The sequence below is a fragment of the Arthrobacter arabinosi genome, assembly GCF_054511115.1.
On record NZ_JBTNDF010000006.1, the window covers coordinates 1 to 18,286 of the forward strand.

The 18,286-nt window shown below is 66.6% G+C and carries 18 protein-coding genes; 4 read left to right on the plus strand and 14 right to left on the minus strand.

Annotated elements, in window-relative coordinates; all coding sequences use genetic code 11:
- A partial coding sequence (locus ACX80P_RS14175; protein ID WP_459278751.1) for an LGFP repeat-containing protein occupies positions 1-232 on the plus strand: 232 nt, incomplete at its 5' end.
- Between the two features lie 756 nt (positions 233-988).
- Here ACX80P_RS14175 and ACX80P_RS14180 read toward each other — a convergent pair.
- Genes ACX80P_RS14180 through ACX80P_RS14220 form a run of 9 tightly spaced genes read right to left on the minus strand, consistent with a single transcriptional unit; the run spans position 989 to position 10,871 of the window.
- Positions 989-2,224 (minus strand): acyltransferase family protein, encoded by a 1,236-nt coding sequence (locus ACX80P_RS14180; protein ID WP_459278953.1) that lies wholly within the window; start codon positions 2,222-2,224, stop codon positions 989-991.
- Positions 2,225-2,283: 59 nt separating this feature from the next.
- A complete protein-coding gene (locus ACX80P_RS14185) occupies positions 2,284-3,681 on the minus strand; it encodes a lipopolysaccharide biosynthesis protein (protein ID WP_459278752.1) in 1,398 nt (465 codons plus the stop codon).
- Positions 3,674-4,828, minus strand: a complete 1,155-nt coding sequence (locus tag ACX80P_RS14190; RefSeq protein WP_459278753.1) for an aminotransferase class I/II-fold pyridoxal phosphate-dependent enzyme — start codon at positions 4,826-4,828, stop codon at positions 3,674-3,676. The genes ACX80P_RS14185 and ACX80P_RS14190 overlap by 8 nt, the downstream gene beginning before the upstream one ends.
- Before the next feature lie 25 nt (positions 4,829-4,853).
- On the minus strand, positions 4,854-5,861 hold the full coding sequence (locus ACX80P_RS14195) for an SDR family NAD(P)-dependent oxidoreductase (protein WP_459278754.1): 1,008 nt from the start codon (positions 5,859-5,861) through the stop codon (positions 4,854-4,856).
- An 11-nt stretch (positions 5,862-5,872) separates the two neighbouring features.
- Positions 5,873-6,934: a sugar phosphate nucleotidyltransferase gene (locus ACX80P_RS14200; protein ID WP_459278755.1), complete on the minus strand. Its 1,062-nt coding sequence runs from the start codon at positions 6,932-6,934 to the stop codon at positions 5,873-5,875.
- Positions 6,931-8,097, minus strand: a complete 1,167-nt coding sequence (gene neuC, locus ACX80P_RS14205) for a UDP-N-acetylglucosamine 2-epimerase (RefSeq protein ID WP_459278756.1) — start codon at positions 8,095-8,097, stop codon at positions 6,931-6,933. The genes ACX80P_RS14200 and neuC overlap by 4 nt, the downstream gene beginning before the upstream one ends.
- On the minus strand, positions 8,094-9,158 hold the full coding sequence (locus tag ACX80P_RS14210) for an N-acetylneuraminate synthase family protein (RefSeq protein WP_459278757.1): 1,065 nt from the start codon (positions 9,156-9,158) through the stop codon (positions 8,094-8,096). The genes neuC and ACX80P_RS14210 overlap by 4 nt, the downstream gene beginning before the upstream one ends.
- Positions 9,148-9,822, minus strand: coding sequence for a PglD-related sugar-binding protein (locus ACX80P_RS14215; protein WP_459278758.1), 675 nt, complete (start codon positions 9,820-9,822; stop codon positions 9,148-9,150). Before ACX80P_RS14215 ends, ACX80P_RS14210 begins: the two co-directional genes overlap by 11 nt.
- Positions 9,819-10,871 (minus strand): hypothetical protein, encoded by a 1,053-nt coding sequence (locus ACX80P_RS14220; protein ID WP_459278759.1) that lies wholly within the window; start codon positions 10,869-10,871, stop codon positions 9,819-9,821. The genes ACX80P_RS14215 and ACX80P_RS14220 overlap by 4 nt, the downstream gene beginning before the upstream one ends.
- Positions 10,872-10,908: 37 nt before the next feature.
- On the opposite strand from ACX80P_RS14220, the gene ACX80P_RS14225 reads away from it, so the two are divergent.
- Genes ACX80P_RS14225 through ACX80P_RS14235 form a run of 3 tightly spaced genes read left to right on the plus strand, consistent with a single transcriptional unit; the run spans position 10,909 to position 13,554 of the window.
- A complete protein-coding gene (locus tag ACX80P_RS14225; protein WP_459278760.1) occupies positions 10,909-11,973 on the plus strand; it encodes a Gfo/Idh/MocA family protein in 1,065 nt (354 codons plus the stop codon).
- 28 nt (positions 11,974-12,001) lie between these two features.
- Positions 12,002-12,763, plus strand: coding sequence for an acylneuraminate cytidylyltransferase family protein (locus tag ACX80P_RS14230; RefSeq protein ID WP_459278761.1), 762 nt, complete (start codon positions 12,002-12,004; stop codon positions 12,761-12,763).
- A complete protein-coding gene (locus tag ACX80P_RS14235; protein ID WP_459278762.1) occupies positions 12,760-13,554 on the plus strand; it encodes an SDR family oxidoreductase in 795 nt (264 codons plus the stop codon). The genes ACX80P_RS14230 and ACX80P_RS14235 overlap by 4 nt, the downstream gene beginning before the upstream one ends.
- 3 nt (positions 13,555-13,557) lie before the next feature.
- Here the strand turns inward: ACX80P_RS14235 and ACX80P_RS14240 are convergent, their stop codons facing one another.
- The 5 genes from ACX80P_RS14240 to ACX80P_RS14260 all read right to left on the minus strand — a co-directional run bounded on the left by ACX80P_RS14240 (position 13,558) and on the right by ACX80P_RS14260 (position 18,285).
- Positions 13,558-14,343 (minus strand): glycosyltransferase, encoded by a 786-nt coding sequence (locus tag ACX80P_RS14240; RefSeq protein WP_459278763.1) that lies wholly within the window; start codon positions 14,341-14,343, stop codon positions 13,558-13,560.
- A gap of 26 nt (positions 14,344-14,369) precedes the next feature.
- Positions 14,370-14,723, minus strand: coding sequence for a DUF2304 domain-containing protein (locus tag ACX80P_RS14245; protein ID WP_459278764.1), 354 nt, complete (start codon positions 14,721-14,723; stop codon positions 14,370-14,372).
- Between the two features lie 4 nt (positions 14,724-14,727).
- Positions 14,728-15,393: a glycosyltransferase family 2 protein gene (locus ACX80P_RS14250; protein WP_459278765.1), complete on the minus strand. Its 666-nt coding sequence runs from the start codon at positions 15,391-15,393 to the stop codon at positions 14,728-14,730.
- A gap of 77 nt (positions 15,394-15,470) precedes the next feature.
- Entirely contained in the window at positions 15,471-17,477 is a 2,007-nt protein-coding gene (locus ACX80P_RS14255; RefSeq protein ID WP_459278766.1) for a DUF6541 family protein, read from the minus strand.
- 76 nt (positions 17,478-17,553) lie between these two features.
- On the minus strand, positions 17,554-18,285 hold the full coding sequence (locus tag ACX80P_RS14260; protein ID WP_459278767.1) for an ABC transporter ATP-binding protein: 732 nt from the start codon (positions 18,283-18,285) through the stop codon (positions 17,554-17,556).
- Position 18,286 lies beyond the last annotated feature (1 nt).

Here is an 18,286-nt window from a genome sequence, read left to right on the forward strand (position 1 = left end):
CGGCGGCGGCTGCTACCAGCCCTTCACCGGCGGCAACATCTACTACACCCCCACCACCGGAGCCCACGCCGTCACCGAACCCTTCCGCGATGCCTGGAAAAAAGCCGGCTGGCAGATGGGAATCGGCTATCCCCTCCAATCAGCGACCACCACCGGCGGCTACCGCACCGTCCGATTCCAAAAAGCAACCATCACCTGGACCCCCACCGGCACCCGCACCACATACAAATAGGAATCTCATCCCTGCCGTCCGCTCTGCCGTCCAACCCTGTGGCCGGCAGAGCGGACTTTTTTTGCGCTGGCGAAGAGGATGTCAGCGTATAACCTTCCGCTATCTTCACTACCCATGGACGTTGGTTCATATGTGAGGGCGCCTTTTCGGTTCCGGACGCGGGGAGGATTCCGACCGAAGGTAAAGCTGTCTCGGTTACGGTATCGATCGGGAGGTCCTCAGGTCTCACGATGGTGCCGGGCTTTTCCGCTTCAACAGCTGCGGATTGGGAAGCCGATCACCAACGAGGGGGGACCGGTCGCGCTCGCTGTCGTGTTCTTCCATATGTCCTGACCGACCGCAAACCGGTAGGTTGACTGGTACGCCGCCATGTCGAGACGGGCATGCAGGAGCGGTCCTCACACCTGCACCACAACCCCACCAGGACTTCACCGGCAATGGTCTGCGAAATCATGCGGCTGGAGTGGAAGAAACGCCTCGGACCCGCCGGAATCGGAGTCCGCCTGAGCATGCCGACCTCCACGGTTCATACCGTGCTGACCTGGTGCGGGCTGAACCGGTTGCGTCACTTCGATGTCCGCAGCTAGGCACCGGTACCACGCTATAGTCACGATGCGCCGGGAGACCTGATCTACGTCGATGTGAGGAAGCTCGGGCGCGTCCGCCGCACCCTTGCCGAATGGCGAGCTCTCAACCGCACTGCTCCAGCGAATTGGCGCGCTGGGCGGCCCTGCCGTCCTGGATCCACGAATACGACTACTGCTGGGCCCACGCGGCCATCGGAGTCAGACCATTTATCCGTGGCTGAAGAGAGAGCGCTTGAGGAATAGACCTTCGTAGGGGGACTCGGACGGCGATCCGCTTCCGACGCTGCTCCAAGAAGCCGAACCTGAGGAAGCGGACGACCTGATGAAAGTGCCGTTCGACCAGGAACCAAAACACGAACCCGACGACATTGCTCAGAACGAGTGCAAGCGGTATCAGTTGCCAAGCAGACAGATTGTCGTGAAGGGCTTGCCAGAGGTATGTCCTAGTCGAGAAGTGGACGAGGTAGAGCGAATAGCTGTAGCCCAAGACAAGCAGGATCGCCCACGTTCGCCACGTAACTAGCAGCGTCGACCCACTGCTCCTCGTGGGTGTTCCTCCGGCTGTGGGTCCGTCCCTCTGCCCCGAGTCCAAAGCGAAGTACCCCGCGCAGAACGCGACGGTGGCGGGAAGAATCATTAGCGGCGTGAAGAGGTTGTTCGAGACTTGGTGAAGCGCCACCAGGAAGGTCACCATGGAGACGACGAAATGGCAAAGGTGTAACTGCCGGGGCAGCTTCCGCAACTGGGCGCTGTTGAAGGCGAAGAGCATGGCGACAATCCATGCCACCACGTGAACCGAGCTCTGTGCAAGGTATCCGGCAGGCACAGCGACCGCGAAGACGAGCAGGATCACCCACCCCGGATTGAGCTTCCGGCCGCGCGCGAAGACCAGCACCAGCACCAGCACCCCAAAGGCGACATAGATCCACCATTCGGCGACGATCGACCACAGCGGCGCCGCCGTGCCGACCGGACCGGCATCGAGCCAGGGAAGGTTCCCGGCCCGGCGGGCGGCCTGCTCGAGGAGGGGGTGGTTGTAGGTGAGGGTGAACGCCGCGATGAGCGTGAGCAGCCCGAGGTCGACCGCAATGAAGGGCAGGCCGGGGCTCCCCCGGAAGACCAGGAAGTCGCAGGCGATGATCAGCGCGGTTGCGGGAAGCAGCGGATAAATCACCCGGGCGACCCGGGCGATCAGGTAGGTGCCGAAGCCGAAGCCCGGGATATCCCACTTCCGCATGACTGTGGAGGTGGTGAGGTAGCCCGACAGCACAAAGAAGACGACGACCGCGAAGGACTGCATGTAGAACGGGTGGGATCCATCAGGGGGCAGGAAGATCTCCGGCAGGAAGATCTCCGGCAGGAAGATGTTCAGCTCGTGGCCGAGGACCACCAGCTGCGCGGAGATAGCGCGGTGATGTCGAAGTAGTGGATATCTTCCTTGCCCGTTTCCTTTGCTTTAGCGGTCTACTCGGTGGTGAGCTGCCGGAGCCGGGTTTGGAAGGCCGCCAGGCCCGCCAGGCCCAGCACGGCCACCACGGCAATCGTGATGATGCCCGTGGCCAGGTCGTTGGGAAGGGCGAGCAGGACAAGGACATAGGCGATCCCGGCGGCTGCGCACAGCACGTACAGCCGCAGGGGCCACCCGCCTTCCGCGCGGTGCCGGGCCACGACGAAGTAGGAAAGTCCGAGCAGCAGGAAGGAGGCGGCGCACGCGGAGGCCACGCCGACAAGGTTGCCGCTGCGGGCGGGGAGGTACGCGAACGCAAGGCCGGCGACCAGCACGACGGGCGTGATGACGGCGAGCAGTCCCGTTCGCTTGTCCGCGAAGAGGAGCGTCGTGGCGTTGAGGTAGAGGAGGTAGCCCACTGCGGTCAGGGGCAGGACCTGGGCCACCGGCACGAGGTCCTCCCTGCCGTTGGCGATGATGTGGGTGACGGCGTTCGCCCCGCCCGCTGCGACGATCACGACGGCGAGGCCGGCGAGGCTCGCAATCTTCATGGTGCGGCGCAGACGGCGGGCCCGCTCGGGGAGCGGTGCCCCCATCAGGGACGGCACCCAGGCGTTGTTCAGCGCCCCGAGGATAGTGATGGTTCCCAGCGTGAAGATCTGCACCTTGCCGAAGTCACCGGATGCCACAGTGCCAGCGGTGGCAGCGAGCAGGAACACAGCGCCCTGGGTCAGGAGCATCAGGGCGCCCGTGTGCGGCAGCACCGGCAGTCCGATCCTGAGGGCCTCCCCCACGGCGCCCTTCACGGCCCGGGGGGACGCCGGACGTGCAAGCGCGAGGGAGACAGCGGCTGTTGCCACGACCGAGACGGCGAACCCGGCCAGGTACACCCAGGCGAGCGGTCGGATGAGCCAGATGGCCAGCAGGCCGAGGACGTGGGCTCCAACGGAGGACCCGATGCTCAGGCCGACGAAAGCCAGGGGCCGCTCCTGCGCACGCAGCATCGCCTGGGCGGCGAGCACCGTGGCCAGTACGCCCATCGTCCCCAGGGCGATGGTGAAGGTGATGGCCCCGTCGACCCGCGCGGCGAAGATGGCGAGTGCGGCGGCCGCAATGAGGCCCAGGGCGAGCCCCGTCAGGCTGAGGAACCCGCTGATCGACCGGGCCTTCAACGGTCCGTTCCCCTCGTCGAACCATGCCCTGGTGATCGCCAGTGGAAGTCCGGCTGCGGCGAGCACCACGCCCACCTGGATGACCGAGACCGCCAGGATCAGCTCGCCCCACTGGGCGTCGCTGTCCAGGACCCGAATGGCGAAGGGCTGAACGAAGACGATTCCAAGCCCTTGGAACAGCGCCCCGATGAGGTACAGCAGCGAGTTTCGACCCACTGCTGTCCCGGGAGCGCTGCTACTCAATGTTCAGAGCATGCCAGGCGAGGACCCGGTCGATGACGCGCTGCTGGTCGGCTTCGGTGAGGTCGGTCGAACAGGGCAGGGAGAGCCCCCTTGAGAAAAGCTCGGCTCCGACTTCCCCGCCCAGCACCGGCGCGTGCGCCAGCGGAGGCTGCATGTGCAGGGGGCGCCACAGCGACCGCGACTCGATGTCCGACTCCGCCAGGAAGTCCTGGAGCGCGTCACGGGACTCGGTGCCCTCGCCGCCGGGAACCAGAACCGAGTACAGCCAGTAGGTCGATTCCTCGCCGGGGAGGTTCGGGGGAAGTCCGATGGAGGTCCCCGCGAAGGCGTCGTTGTAACGCTGGGCGACCGCGCGCTTGTGCTCCACGAAGCCGTCGAGGCGCTCGAGTTGGGCCACCCCCAAAGCGGCCGCGATGTTGGTCAGCCGGTAGTTGAAGCCGATCTCGTCGTGGAGGTAGCCCCGGTCCGGGAGCCGGGCCTGGGTTGAGAGGTGCTTCGCCCGGCGCGCCATGTCCTCGTCGTCGGTGGTGAACATGCCGCCGCCGCCGGTGGTCATGATCTTGTTCCCGTTGAAGGAGAAGGCTCCCATGTGGCCGATGGTGCCGACATGGCGGCCCTTGAGCGGCCCGTCCGACCAGGTGGCACCGAGTGCCTCGGCGGCGTCCTCGATCAGCACGAAACCGAACTCGTCGGCGAGCAGCCGGGCGCGGTGCGCGTCGGCGGGCTGACCGAGGATGTGCACCAGTTCGACGGCCTTGGGCAGGATCTCCCCGGCGGCCCGGCGCCGCCTGAGCTCTTCCTCCAGCAGGTCGAGATCCATGCCCCACGAATCCGGACTGGAGTCGACGAGCAGAAGGTCGGCGAACTGGTAGGAGGCCGCGTTGGCCGAGGCCATGAAGGTGAAGTCGGACACCGCCACGAGATCACCCGGCTGGACATCGGCGAGCCGCATCGCCAGGTGCAGCGCGGCGGTACCCGAGGAGCACGCCACGGCGTATTTCGCCCCGACATAGTCGGCGAACTGACGCTCGAACTCGGCGACGTATCGGCCCACCGAGGACACGAACCCGCTCTCGACGGCGTCCGTCACCATTTTCGCTTCGCTCTCGCCGATGTTCGGCACGGCCAATGGAACTCGTGATGCCACGTTTTCGCCTTTCATGGTCCGCGGTTCAGCGGACGTAACGTGCGGAGGCTTTGGAATCGACGCCGCGGGCGGCGATCCACTCGGCGCTCTGCCTGAGTCCTTCTTCGAGGCCCACCCGCGGAGCCCAGCCCAGTTCCTGCAGGGCCTGGCTGGGGTCGGACAGCAGCCGCATGACTTCACTGCCGGCGGGGCGCACCCGCACGTCTTCGGTGACGATTTCCGCGGTCGAGCCGGTGACCTTGCGGGCGAGTTCGACGAGCTCGCCGATGCTCACATCCGTGCCGGTGCCCAGCTGGATGACCTGTCCCTCAAGGGGCACGTCGGCGGTGGCGGCCCGGATGAAACCGTCGGCCGTGTCGGTGACGAAGGTGAAGTCCCGGCGCGGGTCGAGGGAGCCTAGGTGGATGGTCTCGGCGCCGGCGATCATCTGCTGTAGGATCGTCGGAATGACGGCGCGGGCCGACTGGCGGGGGCCGTAGGTGTTGAAGGGCCGCAGGACCAGGACGGGGGTCTCGAACGATCCGGCCCAGGCCTCGCACAGCTTGTCCGCGGCGATCTTCGTGGCACTGTATGGAGACTGTCCGCGCAGCTCGTTCTTCACCGTGATCGGCACGGTGCTGGGAGTTCCGTAGACCTCGCTCGTCGAGGTGTTCACCAGGCGGCCGATGTCGTGGCGGCGGACCGCCTCCAGGACGTTCAGCGTCCCGACGACGTTCGTTTCAACATACGAACGGGGTGCCTGGTACGAGTACGGGATGGCGATCAGGGCGGCGAGGTGCAGCACGACGTCGGACCCCTTGATGAGGTCGGAGACGAACTCCGCGTCGCGGATGTCGCCCAGCTGCAGGTCGACGGCGTCGCGCTCCTCTTCGGAGAGGTCGTCGAGCCAGCCGTAGGACGAGTTCGAGTTGTAGACGCAGAGGGCGCGGACATTGGCACCCTCGGCGATCAGGCGCTGCGTGAGATGGCTTCCAATGAACCCGTCGGCGCCGGTGACCACCACCGTCTTTCCGGCAAGCGTTCCCTCGGTCATGTTTCCAGCCGTCATTGCTGTCCTTTCGCTGTTGCTAAATCCTTGGGGGTTCCCACGTCGAGCCAATCGGAGTCGACGGGCCACGCGGCGACCCGCAGTGAGCGTTCGATGCAGGCCTCGATGAGCTCGGGCATGGAGAAGGGTTCACCGGCGGGCACGAGCGCCAGGGCCTGCGGGGACACGGCGTAGATGCCCGTGCTGATTTCGAATTCGACCCGGGGCTTCTCGACGACCGCCGAGACCGAGCGGTCACCGTCGATCTCGAGGACACCGAAGGGCACCTGGTGGGTGTACGGGCGGGCGGCCACGGTGAGGGTGGCGTCCTGGGCGTCGTGGAAGGCGAGGAGGTCGGCGGCCGAGTACTGGACCATGAGGTCCGCGTTGGTCACGATGATCGGCTCGTCCAGCTCGGGGAGCTGTTCGTACAGCAGGCCCAGCGCACCGGCGGTGTTCAGCGGCTTCGCCGGATCCTCGTGGATGTAGGAGATCGTGCAGCCGACGCGTTCGCCGTTGCCGAGGTGGTCGATGATCTTGTCCGCCAGGTAGGCCACACTCACGTAGATGCGTGAAATGCCCGAATCGACCAGGCCCAGAATGACCCACTCGATGATGGTGCGGTCCGCGACGGTCATGAGCGGCTTGGGGGTGTCCTTCGTGAGCTCCCCGAGCCGGGTGCCCTTCCCTCCGGCCATGATGAGGGCGATATTGCTCAGTTTCGGCCGGCCAACGATGTCACTCAGTGTGTGAAGCCCGATGAGTCTGCCCTCGGGGTCCACGACGGGCACTTCGCTGATGCGAAGGCTCCGCATCAGGTCCAGCACAGCGGCCCGTGAGGTGCCGGGCGGAACGGCCCGCGGATGGGGATTGACGTACTCGAATGCTCCGCTGGCGAGGTCGGCGCCGGCCAGGAGTGCCCTGCGGATATCGCCGTCCGTCACGATCCCCAGCAGCTTCTGCGAGTCGTCGACGAACATGGCGATTGAGGATGCGCCGTCGTTGATGGCCCGCAGCGCATCCCGCACCGAGGCGCTCGGCGTGATGCAGACCTTACTAAGGGGGGCATCGCTGCTCATTGCGTATCCTTCACTGGCTGGTCGACGAAGACTTTGGTCAGGGGCACCGAACCGGCTCCGGCGACGACATCGGCGATCCGGGCCGCCGAATGGCCGTCACCGTACGGATTGACGACGAGCGAGGCGGTCCGGCGGAACTCGGCGCTGAGGGCCCGTTCAATACTAAGCCGGATTGAACCGCGCTCCTCCGGACAGTCGATGACGTTGCCGGCGTGTTCCCTGCCCTGCTGGCGTGCTCCGACGTTGACCACGGGCAGGCCGAACGACGCAGCCTCGAGGATGCCGCTCGAAGAATTGCCGACGAGCGCGTCGGCGGTGGCCATTACGCCGGGGTAGAGCGAGCCGAGGCTTTCCCGCACAACCACCGTGCCGTCGGTGGATCCGGCGGCAAGGGCAAGGAGTTCGGAGATGATCTCCTCCCTGCCGGAGTCGAAGCCGGGGTAGGTCAGGATGGCGGTCCCGGCCGCCCGGGTGACCTCCTCGAAGACCTGCCGTGCCAGTTCCCCCACGGGCTGGCCCTGTTCGGCCGTCGGAGGGTGGTAGGTGGCCACGATCAGGGGCCGCGCGAGTTCGACGCCGAAGGCCTCGGAGAACCCATCGGCCGACAGGGGCTCGACGGCGCTGAACCGGTCAAGTCCCGGTGCTCCGGTCCGGTGGATCCGGTCACTGCTTTCGCCGAGCTGCGCCACGCGCCGCTCGGCGCCGGCGGTGCTCACGCAGTGCTGGTCAGCCAGCTTGGTCACGGCGTGGCGCACCCGTTCGTCGAGCGCACCTTCGGTCACCTCTCCCCCGTGGAGGTGCACCAGGCGGCACCCCTGCAGGACGGTGGGAGGCACGATGTACATCAGTTCCCAGCGATCGCCCAGGACGACGACGGCGTCGGGTTCCTCCGCCTGCAGCAGGGAGGCGAATTCCCCGCTGAGGCGGGCTCCGAGGGCGGTCTGGGCCGCGGTGCCGCTGTCGGCGAGGAAGAGCCCGAGGTCGTGGAGGCGGTACTGGTCCGGCGCGAGGCCCCCGTCGGCCAGGACCGCGGCCGCGCCGTCGGCGAATCCGACGGCCGAGCATACCGAGAGCTCGATGCCCGGACGCCCTGCCAGCTCCTGGAGCACGGGCATGAAGGGGAAGAGATCGGCCCGCGTGCCGACGAAAGCGAGGACCTTCATGCGTCTCGCTGGAGGTCGTCCGCGGTGATGGGGGAACCGGCAGCGACGGCCCGGGCGGCCACTGCGCCGACGATCACCTCGGACGGGGCGAGCCCGCCTTCGGGGCGCAGGATGACGAGGTCCTCCTCGGTGATCACCGCCCCGGCCTCGATCGGCCGGGCCGCATGGAGGGACCTGCGCACCAGGCGGGCGTTTTCCTCCTCGCTGGGCATGCGGCGCTTGAACCCGTCACCAAGGGACGCGGTGGTCGCACGGATGGCGGCAACGTAGTCGTGGAACTCTCCCGGATCGAGGCTCGCCGCGTGGTCGGGGCCGGTCCGGGATTTGTCGGTGGTGATGTGCTTCTCAAGCAGCGTCGCTCCGAGGGCGACGGCGGCGATGGAAGCCACCGCACCGAGCGTGTGGTCCGACCAGCCCACCTGCACGCCGAACTGCGCGGCCATCGCCGGAATCGCGGCGAGGTTGGCCTCCGCGGCCGGGGCCGGGTAGGCCGAAACGCAGTGGAGCAGGACGGTCGACGGTGCGGCGGCGGTGGCCTCGAGCGCCCGTTCGATCTCCTCGAGGGTGGCCATGCCGGTCGAGACGATCAGGGGCGCGCCGAGGTCCGACACGGCCCGCAGGAAGGGTGTGTTCGTCAGTTCCCCCGAGCCGATCTTCAATCCCGGAACCCCGACGCCGGCCAGCAGCTGGGCGCTCTCCAGGTCGAACGGCGAGGAGAGGAAGGTGATGGAGCGCTCCGTGCAGTGCGCGTGCAGCTCCGCCCAGGCAGAATCCGGGAGGGTGAGGGCCGCCAGCATCTCCGACTGGGACTGCGCGAACCCGGCGTTCCTCTGGTAGGGGGTGGTGGCTGCCGACGCGCTGACCAGTGCGCTCGGCCGGAACGTCTGGAACTTCACCGCGTTGGCTCCCGCGTCGGCGGCGAGGTCGATCAGTTCGTGGGCGACCCCGAGGTCGCCGTCGTGGTTGACCCCGGCCTCAGCGATCACGAAGACCTCCTCGTCCGCGCCGATCCGGTGCATACCGAACTGCACCGGCGCGGGAATCTGGGTCTTACTGGTCACTGGGAACTTCCTTCCTCGAATTCAGGGGTTTGGCGGGCACTCCACCGACGGTCGAGGCCTCCGGAACATGCGCCGTGACGACTGCGCCGGCGCCCACCACGGCGTCGTCCGCAACGGACACCAGCGGCAGGATCCGGGCGCCCGACCCTACAAGTACCCTATTGCCTACCTGCGCGCCACCCAAAAGCACGGCACCGGGTGCGGCGTGGCTGAGGTCGCCCAGACCGGCATCGTGCTCGACGATCGCTCCGGTGTTCACGATGCTTCCTCGCCCGAGGACGGCCAGCGGCCCGACATGGGCGTGTTCAAGCACCTGGCTCAGCGGGCCCAGCTGCGCCGAGGAGTCCACTGTCGCGGTGGAGGCGATCAGGGGGTGCACCAGCCCGCTCAGGGAATCCCGCCGCAGCAGGTCCTCGACGATCCGGCTTCGGACCTCAGCCGCCCCCACGCCGACGCAGATGGACAGGCCTTCGGCCGCGGCGTAGTCAAGCGCCTCCGCGTCGGTCGCGAACCGGCGCGGGACAGGCAGCGCGCCTCCGGGCGCGGAAGCGGCAGGGTCGGGCCGGGCCGCCACGGCAGCCACCGTCTCACCGCGGTTCCGGATGACGGCCGCCAGGGACCGGGCGTGGCCGCCGCCCCCGAGGATCAGCCAGCGGAGGGTCACTCAACGGCTCCGGCGGGGGTCAGCCGAAGCGGTTCGGGGAGCCGGAAGTCCTCGAGCCCGGGCAGTGGAGACGGCAAGTGTTTGGCGGGATGGCGCAGCCAGTGCCACGGCGACAGTCCGGCCTCTCCCCCGTGCGCGCCCTCGGGCCGCTTGCTCATGCCCAGCACGGCCCGCGTCTTCTCCAGCGGGGCGCCGATCCAGTAGTCGAGGTACGGACCGGCGGAGGGCCGGTCCCAGCCCAGGATCTCCTTGAGCTCGAATGGAGACCTCATGTCACCGATTCCCAGTTCGTCCCGGGCAATCTTCGCCAGCACGCCCTGATCCGGTGCCGGCTCGTAAAACTCCGGCCACAGTTCGCGCATCCGGGTGCCGGGGTCGGCCGCGGGATCGCTGCCGAGGCGGAAGTCCGGGCCCTCGACCGCGACCTCGGCCCCGGCGTGGGCGGCGTAGAGCAGCGCGGTCGCCATGCGGTTGGAGACCACCCGGGTTGCGGAGGACATCATCGACAGGATGCGCGCCAGGAACCGGGGATCCCTGCGTTCGCCGGCGCTGACGACCGAGTGGCCGGCCGCCGTCCACGCCCGCACGACCCGCCGGTCCTCAAGGTCCTCGATATGGAGGCAGACCGTCGACGGTCCTTCACGGTCGAGCACGTCCTTGGCATAGCCCTCGTGGTCGCCGAAGACCTGCACCAGCGCCGTCCCGTGCATCGGGAGCACCAGTGTGCCTTCCCGGCGGAGCGGGAGCGCACCGGCCTTATCGGCGAGCTCCTTGAGGTAGGCAAAGGGCGCCCCGATCGCGGTGAGCTTCGTTGTGCCGTCCGGCCAGAGATTCTCGGGGTCCGAATGCCGGTAGCCCCGCGAGGTGCTCGTCCACACGAGCCGGCGGCGGTTGGGCCCGCGGTGGGAGAAATCAGCGAATTGCGCGAGCAGCGGGGATTTAACCGTCCACCCGTGCTGCAGGAGGCCCGGAATATGATGAATTTTTTTGAGACCGCAATATTGCGCCAATACTGCCGAGTGGCCGTAATAGTGATTCTGAATATCCATTTAGGTTCCAGCTACCTCGGGAATAGAGTGGTGCAACGTGACGACAAGATTCTATCCCCACCCCGGCGGAGCCCCCGGAGGGGCCGCGCGGGAGGACACCCGCCGGCTTCGCGTCCTGGTCCGGGGCTCGGGCTCGATCGGCGCCCGGCATCTGCGCGTTCTGGCCGGGCTCGGCGTCGGGGAAATCTTCGCCTGGCCCGTACGCCCCAATTCGGAATTGACGGCGCGCCCGGACATCCCGGACACGGCGATTGTTGTCGATTCCGTTCCGGCCGGGCTGGACCTGGTGATCATCGCCACCGACACCGCACGCCATGTCGAGGACACCCTCGAGGCACTCTCGGCCTCGCCTCGCGCACTCCTGCTTGAGAAGCCGGCCTCGGCCCGCGCGGGGGATGCCGCCCCGCTGCTGGCCCATCCCAAGGCTTCACGGATCAGCGTCAGCGCACCGCTGCGCTTCCACGACGGACTGCTGCGCCTCGCCGGCCTCCTGCCGGATCTCGGCGACATCACGTCGGTCCGCGTCCGGTCGCAGTCCTGGCTGCCGGACTGGCGGCCCGGGCGCGACTACCGGGAGAGCTATTCGGCGCGGGCGGCCGAGGGAGGCGTCCTCCGGGACCTCGTTCACGACATCGACTATCCGGCATGGCTCTTCGGCATGCCTGACCGGCTGACTGGACGGCTCGGCCACGGGACGCTTGGCATCGAGGCCGAGGAGTCGGCCGACCTGTCCTGGACGGCGGGACCACCGGCCCGCCCGGTTGAGGTTTCCGTCCGGCTCGACTACATCACCCGGTCCAAGACCCGCGACCTCCGGGTGGTCGCCGGTGGCGGAACCGCCGGGTGGGATGTTGTGAGCAACACTGTGTCGCACACCGCCGGCGGGGCAACCTGGGAGTACGCCTTTCCGGCGGACGCGTCCGTGGACACGGTCCTTGCCCGGCAAACCTCCGCCGTCCTCGAACGCTCCGGGGCGCTCGCGTCGCAGGATCAGGCGCGATTCACCCCCGCCACCCTCCTGGACGGCATCGGCGCGGTCGCCGTGTGTGATGCGGCCAGGCGGGCCTCCGCGTCGGGGAACGCCGAAACGGTAGGGTGGTGAAGGCTGTGTCTCCTAGCTGAAAGTTGCCATGTCGAATTCCCCCAACCCCTCGGTCCTGGCCATCATCCCTGCGCGCGGCGGGTCGAAGGGCCTTCCCGGCAAGAACGTCAGGGACCTGCTCGGCAAGCCCCTGCTGGCACACAGCGCGTTCCTGGCCGGCCAGCTTGAGCACGACGTCCGGTGCATCGTCTCGACGGACGCCGCCGACGTGGCCGCCATCGCGCGGGAGCACGGCGCCGAGGTGCCGTTCCTGCGCCCCGCGGAGCTGGCCAGCGACGCCGCCCCCATGAGCGGGGTCCTGCGGCACGCCCTCGAGGAGATGGAGCGGCTCGACGGCCGGCGCTATGACATGGTGCTGTTGCTCGACCCGACGAGCCCGACCCGGACCGCGGAGCAGGTGGATGCGGCGATCCGCAAGCTCGCCGACCACCGCGAACTCGACGGCGTGGTCGCCGTTTCGGAGCCGTTCTTCAACCCCACCTGGGTCGGCGTGAAGCAGCTCGGACCGGACAGCGAGAAGGTCGGACGGTACTTCCAGGAAGGCACCGGGGTCGTACGCCGGCAGGACGTCGAACGCTTCCTGCGCATCAACGGAAGCTTCTACGTGTGGCGCTCCGAATTCGTCCGGCGGCTCCAGGACAGCTGGTTCGACGAGGGCGCCCATGGGGTGCTGGAGATCCCCGAGACCCAGTCCTTCTCGATCGACGACGAGCAGGAGTTCCGGCTCGTCGAAGCCGTCGTCCGCGCTGGCATCGCCCCGCTTCCCGGCTACGTACAGGAGGGAGAATGAACCCTGTCGAACGGCTCTTCTCCCTCAAGGGACGCAACGCCCTCGTCACCGGCGGGGCCGGGCCCCTCGGGCGGGTCCTTGCCGAAACCCTCGCCGCCCAGGGCGCCAATGTGACCGTGTCCGACCGGGATGAGGGCGCGTGCGCCGAGGTGAGCGAACGGCTCGCGGCCGAGTACGGCACGCGGTGTGTCCCCCTCGCCGCCGATTTCCTGCAGTCCGGCGGGGTGGCCGACCTTGTCGCCCGCCTCGACGGCCCCCTTTCCATTCTAGTCAACAACGCCGCCTTCACCGGCACGGCCGGCATTCCCGGATACGCGGTCCCGTTTGAGGAGCAGACCGACGAGGCGTTCGCCCTCGCCTCGACCCTCAACCTGCAGGCGCCTTTTGCCCTGGCCCGGGAGCTCGCGCCCCGGCTGCGGGACAGCGGAAACGGCTCGATCATCAACGTCTCTTCAATCTACGGCCTCGTGGCCCCCAACATGGGGCTCTACGAAGGAACGGTGATGGGCAACCCCGCCGCGTACGGCGCCACGAAGGGTGGAATTGTACAGCTGACCCGCTACCTGGCCACGGTGCTATCCCCGGAGATCAGGGTCAATGCCTTCGCCCCGGGCGGGATCGCCCGCGGCCAGGCCGAGGAATTCACCGAACGATACGAAAAGCTCACGCCGCTGGGGCGGATGGCCACCGAGGATGACTTCCGGGGGGTCCTCGCCTGGCTGGCCTCCGACGCCTCGCGGTATGTCACCGGACAGACAATGGCCGTCGACGGCGGATGGACCGTCTGGTAGGCCTCAGCGGGCGGCCACCGTGCGGATCACCCGAATCAGGTCCGGCGGAAGATAATACATTGCGTACAGTGCGGTCTTGAAGGCCCGGTCCCGCAGAAACTGGACGGCCGGCCGGAAACCGAGCTCGCGGGCCAGGACGCGGCGTCCCCGCATGATCGTGCGCACATAGTCCGCGCGCGGGTGCACCCCGCGGCTCGTCTGGTGTGGATGGACCCGGTAATCGACGACGTCCTGTTCGAGGATCGTCATCGATCCGTGGGCGGACAGGCGCAGCCAGAGATCGTAATCCTCCATCTGCCGCATCGGGGAATACCCTCCGACCGCGCGATAGGCGTCGGCACGGAACATGATCGCCGACTGCACCAGAACGTTCTGCCGGAGCAGCCGCTCCCGCGCATCGCTTCCCGGCGCATGGCCGAACCGCCCCACCACGGCACCGTTCTCATCGACCCACCGAGCGCCGCCCGTGACGGCGACGGTCCCCGGGTGCTGGTCGAGGTAGGCCAGCTGGGCTGCGAACCTGCCCGGAAGGGCGACGTCGTCGGCGTCGAGCCGGGCGATGTATCGGCCCCGGGCCTGTGCGCATGCGGTGCGAAGCGCGTGACCGACTCCCTGCGAGACCTCGTTTCGAATCATCCTGACCCGCAGGTCAGCGGCCCACGGCAGCGGGTCGGGAGGGGCGATACCGTCGAACAGCAGCACGAGCTCGAGGTTGGCGTCTGTCTGGGACAGCACAGACTTGACGGCCAACGGGAACCAAGGGTTGATCTTGTTCGTTGGAATGATCACCGAGATATCGACCGGCGCTGGGCCGCTCACCTTTCTGCCGCCTCCCAGGGGCGCCCGGCCTCGTCGAGGGCGATCCGGCGGGAAAGCTTGGTGATTGAAATTTCCGTCTGGCGGAAGCGCTGATAGGTGGTGGCCATGAATACCAGGAAGCTCACCACGAGCCCGTAGAGGACGAGGTCGGTTCCTCGGCCGATGCCAAACCAGCCGGCCACGATGGTCAGGCCCCGAGGGAAGAAGATCGAGAGCACAGCGGCCGTCGCGAACCCGATGAGCATGAGCCGGCGGACTGCGAGATGGCGTGCGTTGGATCCTCCCCGCATGAGGACGATCGAGACGGAGACAACCGCGAGGACAAGGAGAATCTGAACGAGGATTAGCATCGGGCTACTTAAGTAGGAGTTCGGCGACAATGTTGACGGAGTTCAGCAGGGACTGACCCTTGCCCCGTGAGTAATCCGTGTAGATGATCTCGACCGGATGCTCGACCCAGCGCGGCTGGAGTTCGGCCAGTTGGTGGATCAGTTCCGAGGCATGGGCCATCCGGTTCTGCGTCAGGTGAATGTTCGATGCGACATAGGGGTTAAAAGCCCTCAGCCCGTTATGGGCATCTGACAGGGCCATGCCGGTGCTCAGCCGGAATTGCGCGGCGGCTGTCTTGAGGACGAGCTTCTTCATCCACCCAATCTGGGTCCGGTCATCAAGGAAGCGTGATCCAAGGACGATATCGGCCTCGTCCTCAAGCACCCGCTTCACCATCTGCTGCGCATCCACGACCCGGTGCTGGCCGTCGGAGTCGAACGTCACGATGCAGTTCATCTCTGGGTCCTGCAATGCGAATTCGATTCCGGTTTGGAGCGCTGCCCCCTGACCCATGTTGATCGGGTGCTGGACGACCGTCGCGCCTGCATCCCGCGCCAGAGCCTGGCTACCGTCGGTACTTCCGTCGTCGACGCAGACGACATGGGGAAAGACCGGCAGAAGGCCGCGGACCACGTCTCCGACAACCGTGCTTTCGTTGTACATCGGCATGACTATCCAGGTGCGGCTCACAGGACCAGTATTTCACACAGGCCGTTGCCCCCGCTCCGACCCGCGGGTTCCGTCCGGCGCGGCGGCCCTGACCGGCCCTAATCCTCCGACTGGCAGACGGTGACCTCGTACAGTTTCGCGGCGCCTTCCCGATCGACCAGTTCCACGGCATCCGAGCGTTCGAGTCCCTCCAGCCCGGGAAAGTTCTTGGCGTTCGAGTTGTCGCTGAGGTACTGCGTGCCGAAATCGAGAACGTGTGTGACACCCGCCGCCCGGATAGCATCGCAGACGGCCTCCGAGGTCGTTGCGTCCTTGAGTCCTTCGGCGATGACGAGTTCCTCGTTGGTCTTGACTTCGATCAGATGGTAGGCGAGGACGTCGATCCCCGCGAAGGCGTACACCAGTGACGATCCGTTCCAGGGGTTACCGGCGATGACTGCGTCGGTCGGCATTTCGTCCTGAATCCGGTTGAGGAGTTCATATTCATCGCTCGAAAGGATGGACGTGGGACTGTCGCGCTGGTAGAAGACATTCGCCCTCTCGATGTACGGGCCCACAGGCCCTGCCTGGTTGCTGAGGATCAGCAGGAGGGCGACGACCCCAAACCCACCCATGCCAATTACCGTCCTGACCACGCGGGTGCGTTCGGCGGACGCCCTGATCCCGCGTTCGGCTATCCTCCGCCGTACGTATCCGAGCACGGCGTCGGCCACGGCTTGGCATCCCAGCGCCGCCAGTACGACCGCGACGACGGGCACGACAGCGGCAAGCCGCTGGGTGTCCTGGTACCAGATGCCGGTGAGCAGTGCGCGCCAGTAACCCTTCTCGAAACTCGCATCGACGAAATAAAGGTAACCCGCGATGAAAGCACTGATCACGAACCAGAAGTGGGTTCGGTGCCGCACTGCACTCACCACTCCTACGATGGCCAGGATCGACGCTACAGCGGTGATGTCTTTCATTCCGACGGGTGCGTTGGCGAGCACCTCTCCGATCGCACCTGCGCTGGTCGTGTGCGGGGACCACGTGTCATATGGCGCCGGCCGCAGCTTGAGCCAAACCGCAACCAGCAAGGGCGTAGCGAGGACGACCCATGCGGCCGCCGGGAGGTACGTGCGCAGGGGTGCCTTGCGTTGAGCACGCCCGCTGAGGTGTTCCACCAGGGCTGTCACCAGCAGTGGCAGGCTCAGGGCGATCAGCGTGTTGACGCTGCTCGTGTGCGAAAACCCGATCGCAGCGAGCCCGCCTCCGAGGCCCAACAGCGACCGCCAGCGGCTTTCCTCTATCTGGCTCCCTCTCCTCACGGCAAGCACCACCAGGGCCAGAGCCGCAGGAACGATCGCCAGCGAGAGCATGTAGGGGAACAGCGGACCCCAGATCATCATCAGGTAGGGGAAAGCGATGAATGCCGCCGAAAGTATTCCGGCGGAGAGCAGTCCGATGTACCGCGGGCCGATCACGACCCGGGCGAGGAAGAGAGAGGATAACGGCCAGATGACGGATGCCGTCACTATGTTGACGTAGTTCACCGACAACGGAACTGACGCGCCCGACAGCTGGGACACCAGCGCTGCAAAGGAGTGCCACGCTGCCGGGTACGCGGCCGATGCGCCGGTATTTCCGGTCAGCGAAGCGAGGGTCAGGGTGGATGCGTCGCCCGTGTCCAGGATGTAGCGGACGGCATTGAGGTGGAATATGTTGTCGAACCGCTGTGCGAACTCCTCGGGGCCAGCGATCAGTTGCTTGGTCTGCCACGCGATGGTCAAGCCCCCGATACCCGCGCCGACGAATGCTGCCAGGACGACCCGCCAGCCGTCCGGCGGGACGTTAGCGCCGGACCGCGGGGGGCGGCCGAACAACCGATCAAGCGCCAGCCCAATGCCCGCGATGACCACAGTCATCACGAGCAGGGGCAGAAGACCCCAGGGAATGCCGGCCAGTGATGCGAGTACGGCGGTGATGCCCGCCACCGCGACCGAGAACATGGGAGCGACGCCTGCCAGGATCAACCGGCGGAACCCCATCGCGAGACCGACGACCACCCCCGGAAGGATCATCACGGCAAGGGTTGCAGCTAACACCGGCATTGTCGTCCACCAGGACAAGATTCCTCCAAAGGCACGTCGAGCAGGGTTGTTGATGTGTGAGTGCAGACGGTGATGTCGGCTCGTAAGCCGGGGCTCACACTCCTTGGCGGAGCTTCACTAGGACGTCGTCAATGGGACCGTCCATGAGGACGCGGCCGTGATCGAGCAGAACCCCGCGTTCGCAGATTCGGGCAACCATGTCGAGGTTGTGGCTGACAACAATCAGGGTCTTGCCTTCCGCCGCCAGCTCGGCGATCTTTGCAAGGCATTTCTTTTGGAACGGCTCATCCCCGACGGCAAGGATCTCATCGATCAGGAACACCTCCGGGTCGGTATGGACGGCGACCGAGAATGCCAGCCGGAGGTACATTCCGGAAGAGTAGAACTTGACCTCCGTGTCGATGAACTGCCCGATCTCCGAGAACTCCACGATCGAGTCGAACCGCTGGTCGATCTGGGCGCGTTCCATTCCGAGGATCGCCCCGTTGAGGTAGACGTTGTCGCGGCCGCTGAGGTCGGGGTGAAACCCCGCTCCCACTTCGATAAGGCCTGCCACCCTGCCCCGGGTACGCACGCTGCCGGTGTCGGGGCGCATCACACCTGAGATGTGCTTGAGTAACGTCGATTTACCCGAGCCATTGAGTCCTAGGAGGGCCACGGTCTCCCCTTCCTGGATGATCAGCGACACATCCGCAAGCGCGTGGAAGCGCTCCGAGAGATCGCCCTTGCGTCCTTTCATGACCCAGACGAAAGCTTCTTTCATGGACCGGGTATGCCGAAGGACAAATTGCTTGTTGACGTTACGGATCTCGATAGCGGTATTCACC

Coding starts and splice junctions, on each gene's coding strand:
- ACX80P_RS14195 (WP_459278754.1), bottom strand. CDS start 5,861: ATGACCGAGGGAACGCTTGCCGGAAAGACGGTGGTGGTCACCGGCGCC.
- ACX80P_RS14200 (WP_459278755.1), bottom strand. CDS start 6,934: ATGAGCAGCGATGCCCCCCTTAGTAAGGTCTGCATCACGCCGAGCGCC.
- ACX80P_RS14230 (WP_459278761.1), top strand. CDS start 12,002: ATGTCGAATTCCCCCAACCCCTCGGTCCTGGCCATCATCCCTGCGCGC.
- ACX80P_RS14245 (WP_459278764.1), bottom strand. CDS start 14,723: ATGCTAATCCTCGTTCAGATTCTCCTTGTCCTCGCGGTTGTCTCCGTC.
- ACX80P_RS14220 (WP_459278759.1), bottom strand. CDS start 10,871: ATGGATATTCAGAATCACTATTACGGCCACTCGGCAGTATTGGCGCAA.
- ACX80P_RS14235 (WP_459278762.1), top strand. CDS start 12,760: ATGAACCCTGTCGAACGGCTCTTCTCCCTCAAGGGACGCAACGCCCTC.
- neuC (WP_459278756.1), bottom strand. CDS start 8,097: ATGAAGGTCCTCGCTTTCGTCGGCACGCGGGCCGATCTCTTCCCCTTC.